Source organism: Anabaena sp. CA = ATCC 33047 (genome assembly GCF_963870205.1).
In the GTDB taxonomy this organism is placed as follows: Bacteria; Cyanobacteriota; Cyanobacteriia; order Cyanobacteriales; family Nostocaceae; genus Trichormus.
The window spans coordinates 157830-178234 of record NZ_CAWMSA010000067.1 but is presented as its reverse complement, the minus strand read 5'-3'; the positions used below and the strand labels follow the sequence as shown (position 1 = coordinate 178234).

5 protein-coding genes are annotated in these 20405 nt (G+C 37.4%); all 5 read left to right on the top strand.

Features of this window, described 5'->3' with window-relative positions:
* Positions 1-254: 254 nt before the first annotated feature.
* Positions 255-5561: a non-ribosomal peptide synthetase gene (locus AACS98_RS20165; protein WP_066383290.1), complete on the top strand. Its 5307-nt coding sequence runs from the start codon at positions 255-257 to the stop codon at positions 5559-5561.
* Between the two features lie 142 nt (positions 5562-5703).
* The gene (locus tag AACS98_RS20160; RefSeq protein WP_066383182.1) at positions 5704-10236 is read left to right on the top strand and encodes a type I polyketide synthase; all 4533 of its coding nucleotides are present in this window, start codon (positions 5704-5706) and stop codon (positions 10234-10236) included.
* Positions 10237-10296: 60 nt separating this feature from the next.
* On the top strand, positions 10297-14871 hold the full coding sequence (locus AACS98_RS20155; RefSeq protein ID WP_066383176.1) for a non-ribosomal peptide synthetase: 4575 nt from the start codon (positions 10297-10299) through the stop codon (positions 14869-14871).
* Positions 14868-18338: a non-ribosomal peptide synthetase gene (locus AACS98_RS20150; RefSeq protein ID WP_066383175.1), complete on the top strand. Its 3471-nt coding sequence runs from the start codon at positions 14868-14870 to the stop codon at positions 18336-18338. The genes AACS98_RS20155 and AACS98_RS20150 overlap by 4 nt, the downstream gene beginning before the upstream one ends.
* A 72-nt stretch (positions 18339-18410) precedes the next feature.
* A partial coding sequence (locus tag AACS98_RS20145; protein ID WP_198161168.1) for a non-ribosomal peptide synthetase occupies positions 18411-20405 on the top strand: 1995 nt, incomplete at its 3' end.

The window sequence follows — 20405 nt, the reverse complement described above, 5'->3', positions numbered from 1 at the left end:
TGCCGCCAATCAAAATCAATACCCAATGAGGACAAGGGTGATCCTGGTTGTAAACAGGAAAGGGTTGGAAGCACCAATACTTTAAAATCTGAAGTTCCAACACAAACCCCAAAAAGAATTTTTTACGCTTGATGGGCATTCTGAAGCGATCGCCGCAGAGTTAATCATTCCGTTGGCAAAATAACAGCAGAGAATGGCCTCTCCAATCAAAAACTATGAGTGTGCAGGGAGCAATGGTTGAAAGTAATATTCCGATGAATCAACCTTTTAATGGCTTAAAAACCGATCTGGAAATATCTACAGTTGTTGATGTTCTTCGTTGGAGAAGCTCCATACAAGCACAGCAGATAGCTTTTACCTTTTTAGCAGATGGAGAGACAACCGAGGCAACACAGACTTATCAGGAATTGGACAAATGCTCTCGTGCGATCGCATCCCAACTACAAGCACTAAAATTAACTGGTGAACGAGCCTTACTCCTTTACCCACCAGGACTAGATTACCTAGCAGCGTTTTTCGGTTGTCTGTATGCTGGAGTCGTAGCCGTTCCCGCTTATCCACCACGCAACCAGCGCAACACACCCAGAATTTTAGCGATTTTACAAGATGCACAAGCCGCAATCATCCTGACGACATCAGGTATATTGTCACAGGTGCAAACTTTATTAAGCGATAAATTTGATATTCATAATTTGCATTGGCTAACCACAGATAACCTTGAACCAGGCATAGAAGCATCTTGGCAACAGCCTGTAATCAATCAAGACACACTAGCCTTTTTACAATATACATCCGGTTCTACTGGCACACCCAAAGGTGTCATGCTCAGTCATAGCAACCTGTTACACAATGCGGCTGTGACACGCCAATATATGGAACATACCGCTAGTAGTAAGTTTGTAACTTGGCTACCCGTTTATCATGACATGGGACTAATTGGAGGCATACTGCAACCTTTATATGGAGGTTTTCCATGTGTCATGATGCCACCCGCAACCTTTCTTCAGCGTCCCTATCGTTGGTTAAAAGCGATTTCTGATTATCGAGGTACAACCAGTGGTGCGCCTAACTTTGCATACCAACTGTGTGTTGACAAAATTACCCCCGAACAACGGGAAACTCTAGACTTAAGCAGTTGGAGTGTAGCATTTAACGGTGCTGAACCAATTCGTCAGGACACATTAGAGAGATTTATTCAGACCTTTGCTGAATGCGGATTTCGTCCAGAAGCCTTTTATCCTTGCTATGGCATGGCAGAAGCAACTTTAATGGTATCTGGCAGCGTCAAATCTGCATTAGTCAGAACAAAGACATTACAAAAACCCGCTTTAGAATGCAACCATGTAATTGATGCTGCTAATAACGCAGATAACAGTATTCAAATAGTTAGTTGTGGTCAAGTTGTACCGCAACAACAGATTATGATTGCCAACCCCGACACCTTAACCCGTTGTGCGGCTGATGAAGTCGGGGAAATTTGGGTATCAGGGCCGAGTATTGGTCATGGATATTGGAACAGACCAGAGGAAACAGAGCAAACATTCCACGCATATCTGCAAGACACGGGAGAAGGGCCATTTTTGCGGACTGGAGATTTAGGTTTTCTCCATCATGGTGAACTCTTCGTTACTGGACGAGCAAAAGATTTAATCATCATCAGGGGACGCAACCTTTACCCACAAGATATTGAACTGACAGCAGAAAGCAGCCATAAAATGTTGCGTGCGGGAAGTGTTGCAGCCTTTGCGGTAGAAGTTGAAAAAGAAGAACAGTTAGTAGTAGTACAAGAACTAGAATTTCGTGCCAAACCGAATATAGAAGAAGTTACGGCTGCTATTCGTCAAGCTGTAACCGCAGAACATGAAATACAAGTCTATGCAGTCATTTTAATCAAAGCTGGCACAATTCCCAAAACATCCAGTGGTAAAATTCAGCGTCGAGCCACAAAAGCTAGATTTTTAGAAGGTACATTAGAAGTTGTTGGTAGTAGTATTCTAGAAATCAGTCAAACAACAGAACCAGAAACAATTCTCACCCGCAGCGACTTACTAGCAGTAGCACCACAACAAAGACAGCAATTATTAAATTATCACCTACAAAAATTAGTAGCTAGGGTATTGAGAGTCAAACCTGAGCAAATAACATCAGAGCAACCTATAAGTAGCTTAGGGTTAGATTCTCTCAAAGTTTTCGAGTTAAAAAATCGGATAGAAGTTGATTTTGAAGTAGCTATATCTGTCGCTGAATTCTTTGATGGTGCTGGTATTGCTGAGTTAGCGAACCAAATCCTCAACCAAGTTAATAGCAACTACACTCATGTATACTTGCCTATTTCTCAAGTTGAGACAAATACTCATCATCATCCCCTAACCTTTACTCAACAACAGTTATGGTTTATAAATCAACTGCAACCAGGGACAGCTACATATAACATTCCTGTAGCGGTTCACATTCCCGGATATTTAAATTTATCAGCATTAGTTAATAGTATCAATGCCATTATTCAAAGACACGAAATCTTACGTACCAGCTTTGAAATAGTAGATGGTGAACCTGTTCAGAAAGTTGTAGATGTTGTTAACTTCACTGTACCGCAAGTTGATTTACAGCATCTTGAACAGCAACACCAAGAAATTGAAATCAAAACCTTATCGATTCAAGAAGCTCAAGCATCTTTTGATTTAGGACAACCACCCTTATTACGGGCAAAACTGGTAAAATTACAACCAGAAAAGTCAATATTGATTTTGACGCTGCATCACTTAGTTGGTGATGGTTCGTCAATCAATATTTTAGTTAAAGAACTATCAATAATTTATCAGGCTTTCTGTGCTGGTAAATCTTCTCCTTTATCAGAACTGCCTTTGCAGTACACCGATTTTGTCTATTGGCAACGCAGTTATTTACAAGGAGAAGTTTTAGCACAGCATTTAACTTATTGGCAACAAAAATTAAGCGGAAATCTGCCTGTATTACAACTACCTACAGACCGTCCTAGACCGCCAATACAGACTTTTAAAGGAGCGCAGCATAAGTTTATATTGTCAAAAGCCTTAACTGAAAAAATCAAACAGTTAAGTAAAGGGGAAGACGCTACTTTATTTATGACCTTGTTAGCGACCTTTCAAACTTTGTTATACCGCTACACAGGTCAAGAAGATATTCTTGTTGGTTCACCCATAGCTAACCGTAACCGTACTGAAATAGAACAATTAATCGGGTGTTTTGTCAATACTTTGGTATTGCGTAGCAATTTAGCAGGAAATCCCAGCTTTAAAGAATTGTTGGCACGAGTGCGAAAGGTCGCAATTGAGGCATATACGCACCAAGATTTACCTTTTGAAAAATTAGTAGAAGCCTTACACCCAAATCGGGATTTAAGCTATAACCCACTGTTCCAAGTGATGTTTGTGCTTCAGAATGCTGATTCAGACGCAATCTGGAAAACTGAGGAACTGGAGACAGGAACAGCTAAGTTTGATATCCTGCTATCAATGATGGAAACTGAGACAGGATTAACAGGAACAATAGAATACAATACAGACTTATTTAATGCCGATACTATCAACAGAATGGTTGGGCATTTTCAAACCTTACTAGAAAGTATAGTGAGTAATTCCCAGCAGCGTATTTCCGAGTTACCAATATTGACACCTGCTGAACGTCAAACGCTGCTAGTAGATTGGAATAATACTCAAGTTGATTATCCCCAAGCAGCTTGTATTCATCACTTGTTTGAGGCGCAGGTAGAAAAAACACCGGATGCTGTAGCAGTAGTATTTGAGAATCAACAACTTACCTATCAGGAGTTAAATAAAAAAGCCAATCAACTAGCACACTACATACAAAATCTAGGCGTGAAGCCAGATACTTTGGTGGGTATTTGTATGGAACGCTCTTTAGAAATGGTAGTGGGAATATTAGCAATTATGAAAGCTGGTGGCGCGTATCTACCGCTAGATCCTAGCTATCCTCAAGAGCGTTTAGCCTTCATGTTAGCAGATGCTCAACTATCATTATTGCTAGTGCGATCGCATCTAGTTGATCAACTACCACCACACCAAGCTCAAGTTATAAATGTAGATACAGATTGGGTAGAATTTGCTAATTACAGTCAAGTTAACCCAGATAGTAATGTACAATTAGAAAATATTGCTTATGTAATTTATACCTCTGGCTCAACAGGAAAACCCAAAGGAGCAATTAACACTCATCAAGGTTTATGCAACCGCTTACTGTGGATGCAAGATACCTATGAATTAACATCAAAAGACTCGGTTTTACAAAAAACACCTTTTAGTTTTGATGTCTCTGTTTGGGAATTTTTCTGGACTTTATTTACTGGTGCAACTCTAGTCATAGCTAAACCAGGTGGTCATCAAGATGCAAGCTATTTAGTCCAACTCATAACCCAGCAGCAAATTACAACATTGCACTTTGTACCATCAATGCTGCAAGTGTTTCTAGAAGAACCCGGACTAGAAAATTGTCAGAGTATTAAACGGGTAATTTGTAGTGGTGAAGCATTACCCTGGGAACTACAAAAATGTTTCTTTGAACGTTTGCACGCAGAATTACATAATCTCTATGGCCCAACAGAAGCAGCTATTGATGTAACTTCCTGGAAATGCCAAGCCAACACCAATGAGAGAATTGTTCCTATTGGTCGTCCTATTGCCAACACACAAATATACATATTAGATCAACAATTACAACCTGTCCCTATAGGTATTGCTGGTGAGTTGTATATTGGTGGTGTGGGTTTAGCACGAGGCTATTGGAATAGACCAGAATTAACTAACGAAAAGTTTATTGTTAGTCCTTTTGATTCTGAAAAACGCCTCTACAAAACAGGAGATTTAGCAAGGTATCGCGCGGATGGAACAATTGAATTTTTGGGCAGGATTGACCATCAAGTTAAATTACGTGGTTTCCGCATTGAATTAGGAGAAATTGAGGCAGTAACAGCACAATATCCCAATGTGCGAGAAACGGTAGTTATTGCTAATAAAAATCGCTTGATTGCTTATGTAGTTCCCAATGAAAAAGCAAAGTTTTCTGTCAATGAGTTAAGGCATTTTCTCAAAGAGAAACTACCTGAATATATGCTTCCGTCTGCCTTTGTAGTTTTAGAAGCATTACCTCTGACACCCAATGGAAAGGTAGACCGTCGTGCTTTACCTGCACCGGATAATTTACGTCCAGAATTAGCAAATAATTATCAAGCTCCTGAATCTGAGGTAGAAAAATCAATTGCTAAGGTTTGGAAACAGGTATTACAATTAGAGAGGGTTGGTGTTAATGATAATTTCTTTGACCTTGGTGGACATTCTTTGTTAGTTGTGCAGGTAAACAATAAACTCAAGGAAATTTTGCACCGGGATTTGTCAGTTGTGGAAATTTTTCAGAACCCCACTATCAAGTCATTGGCGGAACATTTAAGTAAAAAGTCAGAAGCACCAACAACTTTAGGAAAAATGCGCGAAAGAGTTGATAGACAAAGAGAAGCTTTGAACCAACGCAATCAATTATTAATGAAGCAACGGAAGAGTTTTAAGTAATTTGAATTAAGTCAGTAATCAGTAGTAGTTTAGCATTGCTACACCAAGACAAAAGTAGAAATGGTTAATAAATACATTTATGCCATAACCATTAAAGCTGATAAATGAGAGATGAAAATTCAGTAATTTGAAAGGTTGAGTGATGGAAAATATTGCTATTATTGGATTGTCTGGACGGTTTCCAGGTGCTAAAAATATTACGGAGTTTTGGCAAAATTTATGTAATGGAGTTGAAGCCATTTCTCAATTCAGTGATGAAGAATTAATTGCTGCGGGAGTAGATCCATCATTACTGAATAATCCTAACTATATAAAAGCTGGGTCTGTATTAGAAGACATTGATTTATTTGATGCAGGTTTCTTTGGCTTTAACCCCAAAGAAGCAGAAATGACTGACCCCCAACATCGTTTATTTTTAGAATGTGCTTGGGAAGCTTTAGAAAATGCTGGCTATGACGCTCAAAGATGTGAAAGTCGGATTGGGGTTTATGCTGGTGCGAGTTTAAATAATTATTTATCTTTTAAGTTAAATATTGACCAAATTGGTTCAGCTAATAGTTTTCAGAAATTAATTGGTAATGATAAAGATTTTTTGTCTACTCGTGTTTCTTATAAATTAAATTTAACTGGCCCAAGTCTCACAGTACAAACTGCTTGTTCTACTTCTTTAGTAGCAACCGTTTTAGCTTGTCAAAGTTTATTGAATTACCAATGTGATATGGCTTTGGCGGGTGGTGCTTCGGTGCGTATACCCCAAAAAACAGGGTATTTACACCAAGAAGGCGGTATCTTATCATCTGACGGCCATTGTCGTGCTTTTGATGCGAAAGCCAAAGGGACAGTTATTGGTAATGGTGTGGGAGTAGTGCTGTTAAAACGGTTGTCGGATGCGATCGCAGATGGTGATCATATCTATGCAGTCATCAAAGGTAGTGCTATCAATAACGATGGTTCTGGTAAAGTTGGCTACACTGCGCCTAGTGTGAATGGACAAGCAGAAGCGATCGCCGAAGCAATAGCTTTAGCTGATGTTGAACCTGAAACCATTACCTACATTGAAACTCACGGAACAGGAACAGCGTTAGGCGATCCCATCGAGATATCTGCATTAACAAATGTTTTTCGTGCAGAAACAGATAAAAAAGCTTTCTGTGCAATTGGTTCAGTCAAAACAAATATTGGACATTTAGACGCAGCCGCAGGAGTAACAGGTTTAATCAAAACCGCTTTATCTTTGCAACATAAATTAATTCCGCCTAGCTTAAATTTTGAACAACCAAACCCAGAAATTAACTTTGTAAATAGTCCTTTTTATGTCAATACTAAATTGACAGAATGGACTGAAACTTCTACCCCGCGACGTGCTGGAGTTAGTTCTTTAGGTATTGGTGGGACTAATGCTCATGTAATTTTGGAAGAAGCACCAGAACAAGTCAAAAGTCAAAAATCAAAAGTCAAAAGTGCATATCAACTTTTGTGTTTATCAGCCAAAACTGATTCAGCTTTAGAAACTGCTACTCAAAATCTTGCTCAACATCTCAAACAACATCCTGAGTTAGATTTGACAGATGTAGCTTATACATTGCAGGTAGGAAGAAGTGTTTTTAATTATCGTCGTTTTATAGTTTGTCAAAGTATCCAAGAAGCAATAAATATCCTAGAAAATCCAGATAATCCCCAAGTATTAACTCATTTTGAGGAACCCAGACAACGCGCTATTACTTTCATGTTTCCTGGACAGGGTACTCAATATGTGGATATGGGTAAGGAACTGTATCAGACTGAGCCTGTATTTCAAGAACAAGTAGATAATTGTTGCCTGATACTCAAACCATATTTAGGTTTAGATTTACGAGCAGTTATTTATCCACAGGAAACTGAAAAACAAGCAGCAACAGAACAATTAAAACAGACATCTTTAGCACAACCAGCATTGTTTGTCATTGAGTATTCCTTAGCTCAACTGTGGATGTCTTGGGGTATTTATCCACAAGTAATGATTGGTCACAGTATCGGTGAATATGTTGCAGCTTGTTTAGCTGGTGTCATGTCTTTAGAAAATGCCTTAGCTTTAGTAGCTGTGCGAGGAAAATTGATGCAGCAAATGTCTACAGGTGCAATGCTTTCTGTTTCTGCATCAGCAAACGAAATTAAAGATTTATTGCCTAAAAATTTAGATTTAGCTGCTAGTAATGCACCTGCTTTGTGTGTAGTTTCAGGAAGTTATGAAGCCATAGATGAATTTCAACAGAAATTAACTGCATTAAAAATAGAATCTCGTCGTTTACATACCTCCCATGCTTTTCACTCCTCAATGATGGAAGCAATGTTACAACCATTTACTGCGGAAGTGAAAAAAGTTAAACTTAATCCTCCCCAAATTCCCTTTATTTCTAATTTAACGGGGACTTGGATTACACCAGAACAAGCAACATCTTCAAATTATTGGGCGCAGCATTTACGACAAACAGTCAATTTTTCTGCTGGTTTATCAGTTTTGTTGCAAGAAACAGCAAGCATCTTGTTAGAAGTAGGGCCAGGAAGAACTTTATGTACTCTTGTTAAACAACACACCCAACAAGCAGCCGGACAAGTTGTATTACCTTCTTTGCGTCATCCCCAGGAAGAAAAATCTGATGTTAATTTCTTGCTCCATACTTTAGGGCGTTTGTGGTTAGCAGGACTTGCGATAAACTGGTCTGGTTTTTATAGCCATGAACAGCGTTATCGCATACCTTTACCGACTTATCCCTTTGAACGTCAACGTTACTGGATTGAACCAGAAATACAAAAGCAAGTTATCAGTAAAGCTGGTAAAAAAGCAAATATTACTGACTGGTTTTATATTCCTTCTTGGAAACGAGTTCCCATCATTAAAACTCAAGAGATTACTTCTGGTTACTCGTTAATTTTTATAGATGAATCTGGTATAGGTTCAGAAATTGGACAGAGATTACAACAACTTAGACAAGATATAATTTATGTCAAACCAGGAGAAAAATTTAAGCAAATAGATAGCAATATCTACACTATTAACCCAAAACAAGCAGATGATTATTATCATTTGCTGCGAGAATTACGGGAAGAAGATAAAACACCTAATCAAATAATTCATTTGTGGAGCGTTACACAATCACAAGCTTTATCTTGGGAAATAACTCAAAATTTAGGTTTTTACAGTCTTGTTTACCTCGCGCAAGCTATTGGACAACAACAAATAAGTGATGAAATTCAAATTTTTGTTATTGCCAACAATCTGCACAAAATTACAGGAAATGAAGAATTATATCCTGAAAAAACAACTATCTTGGGTGCTTGTAAAGTTATTCCTCAAGAATATCAGAATATAAGTTGTCGTCTGGTTGACATTGTACTACCAAGATTAGCGAATGAAGATTTTATAGAGAAACTACTGGCAGAATTAACAGCAGAATCACAAAATTCAATTATTGCTTACCGTAATAATTACCGTTGGGTACAAACATTTGAACCGATTTCTCTAGAACCAGCTACCACAGATAAAATCCGTTTACGACAAAATGGAGTTTACTTAATTACAGGTGGTATGGGAGGTATGGGTTTAACTTTAGCAGAATACCTAGCCAGAACCGTAAAAGCTAAACTGATTTTATTAGGACGTTCGGTAACATCTGAAAACGACAAAATTAAAGAATTAGAAGCGTTAGGTGCAGAAGTATTGGTACTTGCTGCTGATGTGACTAATGATGAGCAGATGCAGAGAGCGATCGCTCAATCTTTACAACGTTTTGGTACAATTAACGGTGTGATTCATGCTGCTGGGGTTGCTGGTGCTGGGATGATTCAACTCAAAACCCCAGAAATGGCCGAAAGTGTTTTTGCTCCTAAAGTGCAAGGAACAATAATTTTAAATAATGTCCTCAAAAATCAGGATTTAGACTTTTTAGTTCTCTGTTCATCTTTAAGTTCAATTCAAGGAGGATTTGGACAGGTAGATTATTGTGCTGCCAATACCTTTTTAGATGCCTTTGCACAATGGAATACAACAACAAATAACCGATTGACGATTGCTATTAATTGGGATGCTTGGCAAAAAATTGGTATGGCAGTTAATACCACTATTCCTAATGAAATCAAAAATTGGCGGGAAACCAGCTTAAAAAATGCTATTCTACCCACAGAAGGAATTGATGTCTTTAGCCGCATTTTAGCTAATTCATTACCACAAGTTATAGTTTCCACCCAAGATTTACAAGCAGGAATTGAGCAGCTTAACCAATTAGTTTTATCTTTATCCTTAGCTCAAAAGCCAATAAATTCTCTTCAGGTATCTAACAGCAGACATTCACGCACTCTGCAAGAAAATACTTATATAGCTCCTCGTAATGAAACTGAAAAAACTCTTGCTAATCTTTGGGAAGAACTTATTGGAATAGAAAAAGTAGGAATTAACGATAACTTTTTTGAATTAGGCGGACATTCTTTACTAGCAGTACAAACAATTTCCCGGATTCGAGAAGCTTTTCAAATTGAATTACCACTGCGTACCCTCCTCTTTGATGCTCCTACAGTTAGTCAACTGGCTCATGTAATTTTAGAAAAACAAGCATCAGAGGAAATGGACAATATAGAACAGCTATTAGCAGAAATTGAAAATCTGTCTAGTGAAGAAGCCAACACCCTACTGAGTCAATAATTAGCAACTAACTTACCAAGAAGGTAAAAATCAAAATTTCTTGTTTGTCTGAGGTGCATAATGGTAAAAGATATAAATGAAAGAATAGCCGCTTTGTCTCCAGAACAAAGAGCCTTATTAGAAAAACGTTTACAACAACAAAAAAGCCAAAACAATTTAAAGAATAATCTGACGATTTCTCAAAGAAAAGCAGATGATACCTTGAGTTTATCTTTAACTCAAGAAAAATTCTGGCTACTGCAACAGTTACAACCAGATTTAACTGCATACAACGAGTTAAATATGTTATCCTTGCAGGGTCAACTTGATATAAATATTTTAGAGAAAAGCCTTAACGAAATTATTAAGCGTCACGAGATTCTTCGCACGAGCTTTCAAGTTATAGATGAGCAAGTTGTACAAAAAATTGCGCCTACACTAAAAATAGAACTGCCTATTATCAACTTACAAGGATTGTCAAAACCTGAGCAAGAGGCAAAAGTTAAACAACTTGTATTAGAGTATTCTCAGCAGCCATTTAATCTAGTTGAAACTCCCCTATTCAAAATTTTTCTCATCCAATTACAAGAAGAAGAACATATTTTATTTTTGAGTATACATCATATTATTTTTGACGGTTGGTCGAGCGGCATTTTTTATCAAGAGTTAGCAGCACTATATCAAGCATTTTGTCATGGTGAAGCTTCCCCACTACCAGAATTACCCATCCAATATGCAGATTTTGCATTGTGGCAAAAACAATCTTTACAAAATAAATCACATCTGCTGAATTATTGGAAGCAGCAACTAAAAGATGCGCCACCAATTCTTAATTTACCAACAGACTATAACCGTCCTCTACAACAAAGTTTTCAAGGTGCGCGGGTAAATTTTACCATTTCAGAAACATTAACTAATCAACTGAAATTTTTAGGGCAACAGGAAAATGCCACCTTGTTTATAGTTTTATTAGCTGCCTTTAAAACCTTACTTTATCGTTACACAGGACAGACAGATTTATTAGTTGGGACTCCAGTTGCTAACCGCACTCACAGCGAAATTGAGAATTTACTAGGATGCTTTGTTAACACTTTAGTTCTCAGAAATGATGTGTCTGGGGAACTGAGTTTTAAAGAGTTGGTGAAACGAGTACGTGAGACAGCTTTAGCTGCTTATGCACATCAAGAACTTCCCTTTGAACAGCTAGTTCAAGAACTACAACCGGAACGGCATTTAGGAAGCAACCCATTATTTCAGGTATGGTTTGCTCTCCACAATCAGCCAATGCCAACTTTACAACTAGGGAATTTAGTCATAACTTCCTTAGAAGTAGAAAGGGATACATCTCAATTTGATTTGAGTTTAGATATAAATATAGAAGCCCAAGGATTAATAGGAACAATTGAGTACAGCACAGAGTTGTTTGAATCAGCCACCATTGCGCGGATGATAGAACATTTCCAGACTTTACTAGATGGTATAGTTGCTAATCCTGAAGCCAAAATATCTGAGTTACCATTATTAACTCAAGCGGAAAAAAATCAATTATTTCAGTGGAATAATACACAGATTAACCCCATAGAATTATGTAGGCTACATGAGCAATTCGAGACTCAAGTAGAAAAGACACCAGATGCCGTTGCAGTTATTTTGGCAGGGCAGTCATTAACATATCAAGAACTTAACCAAAAAGCCAATCAACTAGCTAATTATTTACAGAAATTAGGGGTAGGCTCAGAGACTTTAGTGGGAATTTATATGAATAGATCCCTAGAAATGATCATTGGGATTCTGGGGACTTTGAAAGCTGGGGGGGCTTATGTACCACTTGATCCTACCTATCCGGTTGAGCGTTTGGCTTTGATGCTCCAATATGTAAAAACACCTATTTTATTAACTCAACAATCTTTAGTCAATCAACTACCAACAAATAATTCTCAACTTGTTTGCCTAGATACAGATTGGGAAACTATTGGTTCTTGTAGTTCCCAATATATTGCTCATAGTTCATCCTTGGCTTATGTGATTTACACTTCCGGTTCTACAGGAGAACCCAAAGGAGTTTGTTGTCACCATTTGGGTGTTATTAACCTACTTGCAGACTTTGAAAACAGACAATCTTTAACAGTTAAAGATGTTTGTAGTTTGTGGACAAGTTTAAGTTTTGATGTTTCAGTTTATGAAATTTTCTCAGCCCTTTTATTTGGGGCAACTCTGCATATAGTACCTGAAGAAATTCGTGCTGATAGTCAAGCGTTTATTCAATGGTTGCATACTCACAAAATCACCAGTGCCTATATTCCACCTTTTATGCTGCCTGTTTTAGCAAATTGGTTAGAACAACAACCAGCAAAATTGGAATTAAGACGGTTACTGGTAGGGGTAGAGCCGATTCTTGAGCAAACTTTAGCAGCAATTAATAACCGCATTCCTGGGTTACACATTATCAACGGTTATGGCCCCACAGAAGCTACTATCTGTACTACCCTGTATTCCGTACCAAACCAGCAACAACATAAACGATTTACACCCATTGGTAAACCCGTAAATAATACCCAAATATATATCTTAGATAGTCATCTTCAACCTGTACCAATTGGTATTCCCGGTGAAATTTATATTGCTGGTATTGGTTTAGCAAAAGGCTACTTAAATCGTCCTGAACTCACCAGCGAAAAATTTATTTCCCATCCTTTTGAGCAATCAAAATCAACTCGCTTATATAAAACCGGAGACATCGCTCGCTATTTACCAGACGGGAATATAGAATTTCTCGGACGCAGTGATTACCAAGTTAAAATTCGCGGTTTTCGCATTGAGTTGGGAGAAATTGAGTCAGTATTAAAACAACATCCATCAGTACAAGACACAGTTGTAGTTACACGAGACGACATAGCTAATGATAAGCGATTAGTCGCTTACGTAATACCTCAAACTCCCAAAAACCATAAATTTGAAACTGAATATGTTTCAGATTTAGAATTACTTTATGACCAATTCTACAGTTGGCAATTTTCCGAAAAAGACCCTTCAATCAACTTGAGAGTTTGGACAAGCCGTTATACAAATCAACCTTTACCAGAAGCGGAAATTATCGAGTGCGTTGAAAATACAGTAGAACGTATTCTCGCACTTCAGCCTCAGCGAGTTTTAGAAATTGGTTGTGGTACAGGTTTAATTTTGTCCAGAGTCGCACCTCACTGTCTACATTACTGTGGTGTAGATATTTCCCAAACGGCTCTACAATATTTGCAGCAATTGTTAGCCAAACGCCAGCCAGAATTATTGTCTAAAGTTACTCTTGTACAAGGAGTAGCCCATAATTTAGACAAGATAAAACCAGAGTCTTTTGATGTAATTATTCTCAATGAAATTATTCAGAACTTCCCCAGCATTGATTATTTAGTCAGTGTTCTAGAAGGTGCTGTCAGTATCCTTAAACCAGGAGGTTGTATTTTTATTGGTGGTGTGCGTAACTTGCCACTTTTAGAAGCTTTTCATACTGGTGTCCAATTAAATCAAGCTGACTCAGACCTAACTGTAACTGAGTTAAAAAAACGAATAAAAGACTCTCTGCAAGCTGAAAACGAGTTAGTCATTTCTCCTAATTTCTTCACCACTCTACAACAGCATCTGCCGCAAATTGGTAATGTGCAGATGGAATTGAAAGGAGGTCATCATCATAACGAACTGACCAAGTTTAAGTATGATGTAATTCTTCGTCTTGGTTATCAGATTGATCATACAGAAAACCAACCCTGGTTAGATTGGCAGCAAAAAGAATTGTCAGTAGAAAGTGTGCAGCAGCTTTTACTGAATAATCAACCCAATACCCTAAAAATTGCTCAGATTCCTAACGCCCGTATAGTTGCTGAACTTAAAACCTTGGAGTTACTTGCAACTGCGGATGAATCGCTCACAGTTGAGCAGTTACGAGGAATTTTGAAGCAAATAACCTCAGAAAATGGAATTGATCCGCAAGATTTTTGGGTAATAGCTGATTTACTTGCTTATAAAGTCAAAATTAGTTGGTCAAACAACAGTAATGATGGTTGCTACAACGTAGTTTTCTTAAAACAAATTCCCGCATATAATCCAGAACAAAAGAATCAGGAAATAGTTTTAAATATTAATAGCACTCCTCAATCTTGGGGTGTTTATGCCAATCAACCATTACAGCAAAAGCAAGAATTAGAATTAATTTCGCAACTGCGGAGTTTTGCCGAAAACAGATTACCAGAGTATATGGTTCCGCAATTCTTTGTTACCTTAACTACTTTTCCATTAACTCCTAATGGAAAAATAGACCGTAAAGCACTACCTGTACCAGATACAAAAACTGGAGATGAAGCAACTTATGTCCCACCCCGCACCCCAACAGAACAGATAATAGCTGATATTTGGGCTGATGTATTAGGGAAAGAAAAAATAGGAATTGATGACAACTTCTTTGATTTAGGAGGACATTCACTTTTAGCTACCCAAGTTATTTCTAGAGTACGGGAAACCTTGAAAATTGATTTACCTTTGCGTAGCTTCTTTGAGTATCCAACAGTTAAAAATTTGGTTGATAAAATCGAGGAAATTATAACAGTACAAAAGTTACAAACTGGATATGAGCAAATCGGCGAAGACAGAGAGGAAATAGAAATATGAAAAGCACTGCTGAATTTTTGTCTTACCTTTGCAGTCAGGAGATCAGACTATGGGTTGAAAATGAGCGTCTGCGTTGTAGTGCGCCAAAAGAAGCCCTGACACCAGATATCAAAGCAGAATTAGCAGCACGCAAAGTAGAAATTATAGATTTTATTAGCAAAGCTACTCAGGCATTAAAATCAAATTCAGAATCTATTCAACCTGCCTCACGCCAGGGAAACATACCTCTGTCTTTTGCCCAGCAGCGACTATGGTTTTTTAACCAATTAGAACCAAATAGTGGTGCTTATAGAATACCTGTAGCATTTAGATTAACAGGTAAATTAAATGTACCTGCACTTTCAGAAAGTATCCAGGAAATTATCAGACGACACGAAATATTAAGAACTACATTTACAGTAGTAAATGGGGAAGTAGTACAAGTAATTAGTCAAGGTGAAAGCTTTAGTCTTCCAGTTCTAGATTTGCATAAGATAGAAGTAAATAAACAAGAACAGGAAATGCAAAATCTAGCTTTATTAGAAGCACAAAAACCCTTTGACTTAGTAAAAGATTTACCAATCAGAGCCAGTTTACTCAAACTATCAGATACAGATCATGTAGTGCTATTGACCATGCACCATATAGTTTCTGATGGTTGGTCTAGGGGGATATTCATTAAAGAACTTACAGCATTGTACACAGCCTTTTCTCAAGGTCAGCCTTCCCCACTTCCTGAATTACAGATTCAGTATATTGACTTTGCTATTTGGCAAAGAAAATGGTTACAAGGCGAGGTGCTGCACACTCAACTTAACTATTGGAAACAGCAGTTAGGTGGTAACTTACCTGTTTTAGAATTGCCTACTGACAACCATCGACCTGCAATCAAATCTCACAGAGGTGCTACACAGCCTTTTCAATTATCCAAGTCCCTGACAGAGAAACTTAAAGACCTATCAAAGCAGGAGGGAGTTACCTTATTTATGACGCTGCTGGCAACATTAAAAGTGTTGTTACACCGCTACACACAGCAGGAAGATATTCTAGTTGGTACTCCTATTGCTAACCGTAATCGTTCAGAAATTGAAGGTTTAATTGGATTTTTTGTCAATACTTTGGTACTTAGGACAAACCTGGGGAATAACCCCACTTTCAAAGAACTGTTACAGCAAGTACGTGAGGTTACTTTAGGGGCTTATGCTCATCAAGACTTGCCCTTTGAAAAATTGGTAGAAGAAATACAGCCAGGGCGCAATTTGAGTCAAAATCCCTTGTTTAATGTGATGTTTGTGTTGCAAAATAACACAACCGAACCTATAGAATTACCAGAATTAACCATAGAGGAATTAAACTTAGAACACAACACTACCAAATTTGATTTTACCCTCTCGCTATCAGAAACAGAGACAGGATTACAAGGAGATTTAGAATACAACACAGATATATTTAATCCTGACAGAATTAACCGAATGTTGGGACATTTTCAGGTGTTGTTAGAGGGGATTGTTGCTAATCCCCAGCAGCACTTGTCCGAATTACCATTATTAACAGCGAATGAGCAAAATCAACTATTATTAGAATGGAATAATACTAAAATTAATTACCCTCAAAACCAGTGCATTCATCAATTATTGGAAGCACAGGTAGAAAAAACACCTGATGCTGTTGCCGTGGTATTTGAAAATGATAAATTAACATATCGGGAACTCAATAAAAAAGCTAATCAACTAGCAAATTACCTACAAAAAATAGGAGTAGTTGCAGATACTTTAGTGGGGATTTGTGTAGAGCGTTCCTTAGAAATGGTAATTGGGCTTTTGGGGATTCTCAAAGCTGGTGGTGCTTATGTACCTTTAGATCCAACCTATCCCCAAGAACGCCTAGCTTTTATGTTGGAAGACTCCCAAACCCCAATTTTGTTATCTCAACAGCACCTAATTGATAACCTTCCACCTTACAAAGCTCAAGTAATTTGTTTAGATAGCGACTGGGATAAAATCGCTGATCAAAACTCAGAAAATCTTACCTGCAATCTTAACTCTCATAACCTAGCTTACGTAATTTATACTTCCGGCTCCACAGGAAAACCCAAAGGAGCAATGAACACCCATCAAGGAATTTGTAATCGGTTGTTATGGATGCAGGATCAATATCAACTAAATACATCTGACCGAGTATTACAAAAAACTCCCTTTAGCTTTGATGTTTCCGTGTGGGAATTTTTCTGGACTCTCATTACAGGAGCTTGTTTAGTCATTGCTAAACCAGAAGGACATCGAGATAGTAACTATTTAGTAAAACTAATCAAAGACCAGCAAATTACCACTGTACATTTTGTTCCATCAATGCTGCAAGTATTTTTAAATGAGCAGGGAATAGAAGAATGTCAACACCTCAAACGTGTAATTTGTAGCGGTGAAGCTTTATCTTTTGAATTACAATCAAAATTCTTTACCCGTTATAAAAATGTAGAATTACATAATCTTTACGGGCCAACAGAAGCAGCAATTGATGTCACTTTCTGGCATTGTCAAAAAGATTATCCACGAAAAATAGTCCCCATTGGTCGCCCCATTGCTAACACGCAAATTTATATTTTAAATCAACAATTGCAGCCTGTTCCCGTTGGTGTACCAGGGGAATTACATATAGGAGGTGTAGGTTTAGCCCGTGCTTATCTCAACCGTCCCCAGTTGACAAATGAGAAATTTATTGCTAATCCTTTTAGTAATAATCCTGAAGCAAAATTATATAAAACGGGAGATTTAGCCCGTTATTTACCAACTGGCGAAATTGAATATTTAGGACGGATTGACGACCAAGTAAAAATTCGTGGTTTCCGCATAGAATTAGGAGAAATTGCCGCAGTTATTGAGCAATTTACAGACATCAAACAAGCTGTAGTTATAGTTTTTGAAGATGAATCTAAACAGCAACGAATAGTAGCTTACATTGTTACTAATCCTGATTCATCAAAACCTCAATTTTCGCAATTGCGTAAATTTCTGCAACAGAAGCTACCTGATTACATGATTCCTTCAGCTTTTGTTGTACTTGATAGTTTACCTTTAACACCTAATGGTAAACTTGATCGTCGTGCGTTACCTGCACCAGAAATAAATTTCAACCCCAAAAAAGAAAAAGTATTACCACGTAACCAAATTGAAGAGAAATTAGCAGAAATCTGGGTCGAAATACTAAACTTAAAACAGATTAGTATTGAAGATAACTTCTTTGAATTAGGCGGACATTCATTACTAGCAACTCAAATAATATCTCAAATTCGTCAAATATGGCAAATTGAAATACCATTAAGTCGCCTGTTTGAAATGCCCACAATTGCCACATTAGCTGAGGAAATTTCTCAATCATTACAACAGAAACAACAAACTTCATACAAACCTAAAATTGCTCCTCAACGTCTATCCAGAGAAGCAAATCGCGTCAAATTATCCTCCCTGAAAACCAACTCTACCAACTCTTAACTGAACTCCTCTCTGCGCCTCTGCGTCTCTGCGTGAAAAAAAATCACTCTATTGCCTCAAAACCAATCAATCATGACACTACAAACTTTTCCAAACCAAGAATTTCAAAACGCTGAAGAAACAGAAGTTTATGTTTTTCCTGCTTCCTTCGGACAAAAAAGACTATGGTTTTTAGACCAATTAGAACCCGGTAGCCCTTTTTATAACTTACCCTATGCTGTACGGTTAACAGGTGCATTAAACATAACTTTATTAGAAAAAAGTTTTCTGGCATTGATTGATCGTCATGAAGCTTTAAGAACTAGCATAATTACTGTTGATGGCGAACCTGTACAGGCAATAAATCCTAGTATAAAACTACAGATTCCAGTCATAAATTTACAAAATTTACCAGAAAATGAGCGAGAAACAGAAGCGCAAAAAATAGCCGTAGCAGAAGCAACAAGCCCATTTATTTTATCAGAATGCCCATTAATACGGCTAAAATTAATCCAGCTAAATAAACAAAACCATATATTATTACTTACCCTACATCATGCTATTTGTGATGGTTGGTCTATAGGCATATTATTAAAAGAATTAGCAGCAATTTATCAAGCTTTTAATGCTGGTCAACCCTTTCTATTACCAGAATTACAACTTCAGTATGCTGACTATAGTGTTTGGCAGCAGGAATATTTACAGGGAGAAGTTTTAGAAAATCAATTAAGTTATTGGAAACAACAGCTTGATGGTATTTCTACTTTACAATTACCCACAGATAGACCCCGTTCAGCACTACAAAAATTTGAGGGAAAAACCTACACTTGGCAAATTCCCCAGGATTTAACAACAGCATTAGAAGCTTTTAGCCAAAAAGCGGGCGTAACTTTGTTTATGACTTTGCTAACGGCGTTTAATACCTTGCTGTATCGTTATACGAATCAAGATGATATTGTAGTAGGTTCTGCGATCGCCAATCGTAACTGGGCAGAAAGTGAAAGTATTATAGGCTTATTTGTTAACACCTTAGCACTGCGTACACAAATTAACAATAACCCTAGTTTTAGCGAATTACTCAATCAAGTTAAAGACACAACTTTAAAAGCTTACGTTCATCAAGATTTACCCTTTGAAAAATTAGTAGATGAAATACAACCAGAACGAGATTTAAGCCGTAACCCAATATTTCAAGTTTGGTTTGCACTGCATAATTTACCCATACCAACTTTAAAGATAGGGGATTTAACCTTAACACCTATTGAAGTTGAAAGTGGCACTACACAATTTGATTTGAGCTTAGATATATATATAGGCGAACAAGGACTAACAGGAGCAATTGAATATAGTACGGAATTATTTGATCAGGAAACTATTGCCCGGATAGCGGAACATTTTCATACTTTGCTTTATGGAATCATTGCTAATCCCCAAGCTAAAATTTCTGAGTTACCATTATTAACTGAATCTGAAAAACATCAATTATTAATTGAATGGAATAACACCCAAACTAATTGGGAAGAGTCTAGAAATATACATCAAGTATTTGCTGAACAAGCTGCCAAAACACCAGATGCGATCGCTGTAGTTTTTGGACAAGAACAATTAACTTATCAAGAACTAAATCAAAAAGCCAACCAACTAGCTAATTATTTGCAAAAATTAGGGGTAGGTGAAAATAGTTTCGTGGGAATTTGTATGCACAGATCCCTAGAAATGATCATTGGCATTTTGGGAACTTTAAAAGCTGGTGCAGCTTATGTACCTCTTGATCCTACCTATCCTACCGAGCGTTTAGCATTTATGCTCAAGGATTCACAAGTTCCTATTTTATTAACCCAACAATTTTTAGTAAATAATTTACCAACAAATAATGCTCAAATTATTTGCTTAGATACAGATTGGGCAACTATTGGATCTGGTGGTGAGCAAGAAATTAATAACACCTCATCCTTAGCTTATGTGATTTATACATCCGGTTCAACAGGAGAACCAAAAGGAGTTTGTTGTTATCATGAAAGTGTCTTAAATCTGCTCACAAACTTTGAAAATCGTCAACCGCTAACAGTTGTAGATGCTTGTAGTTTA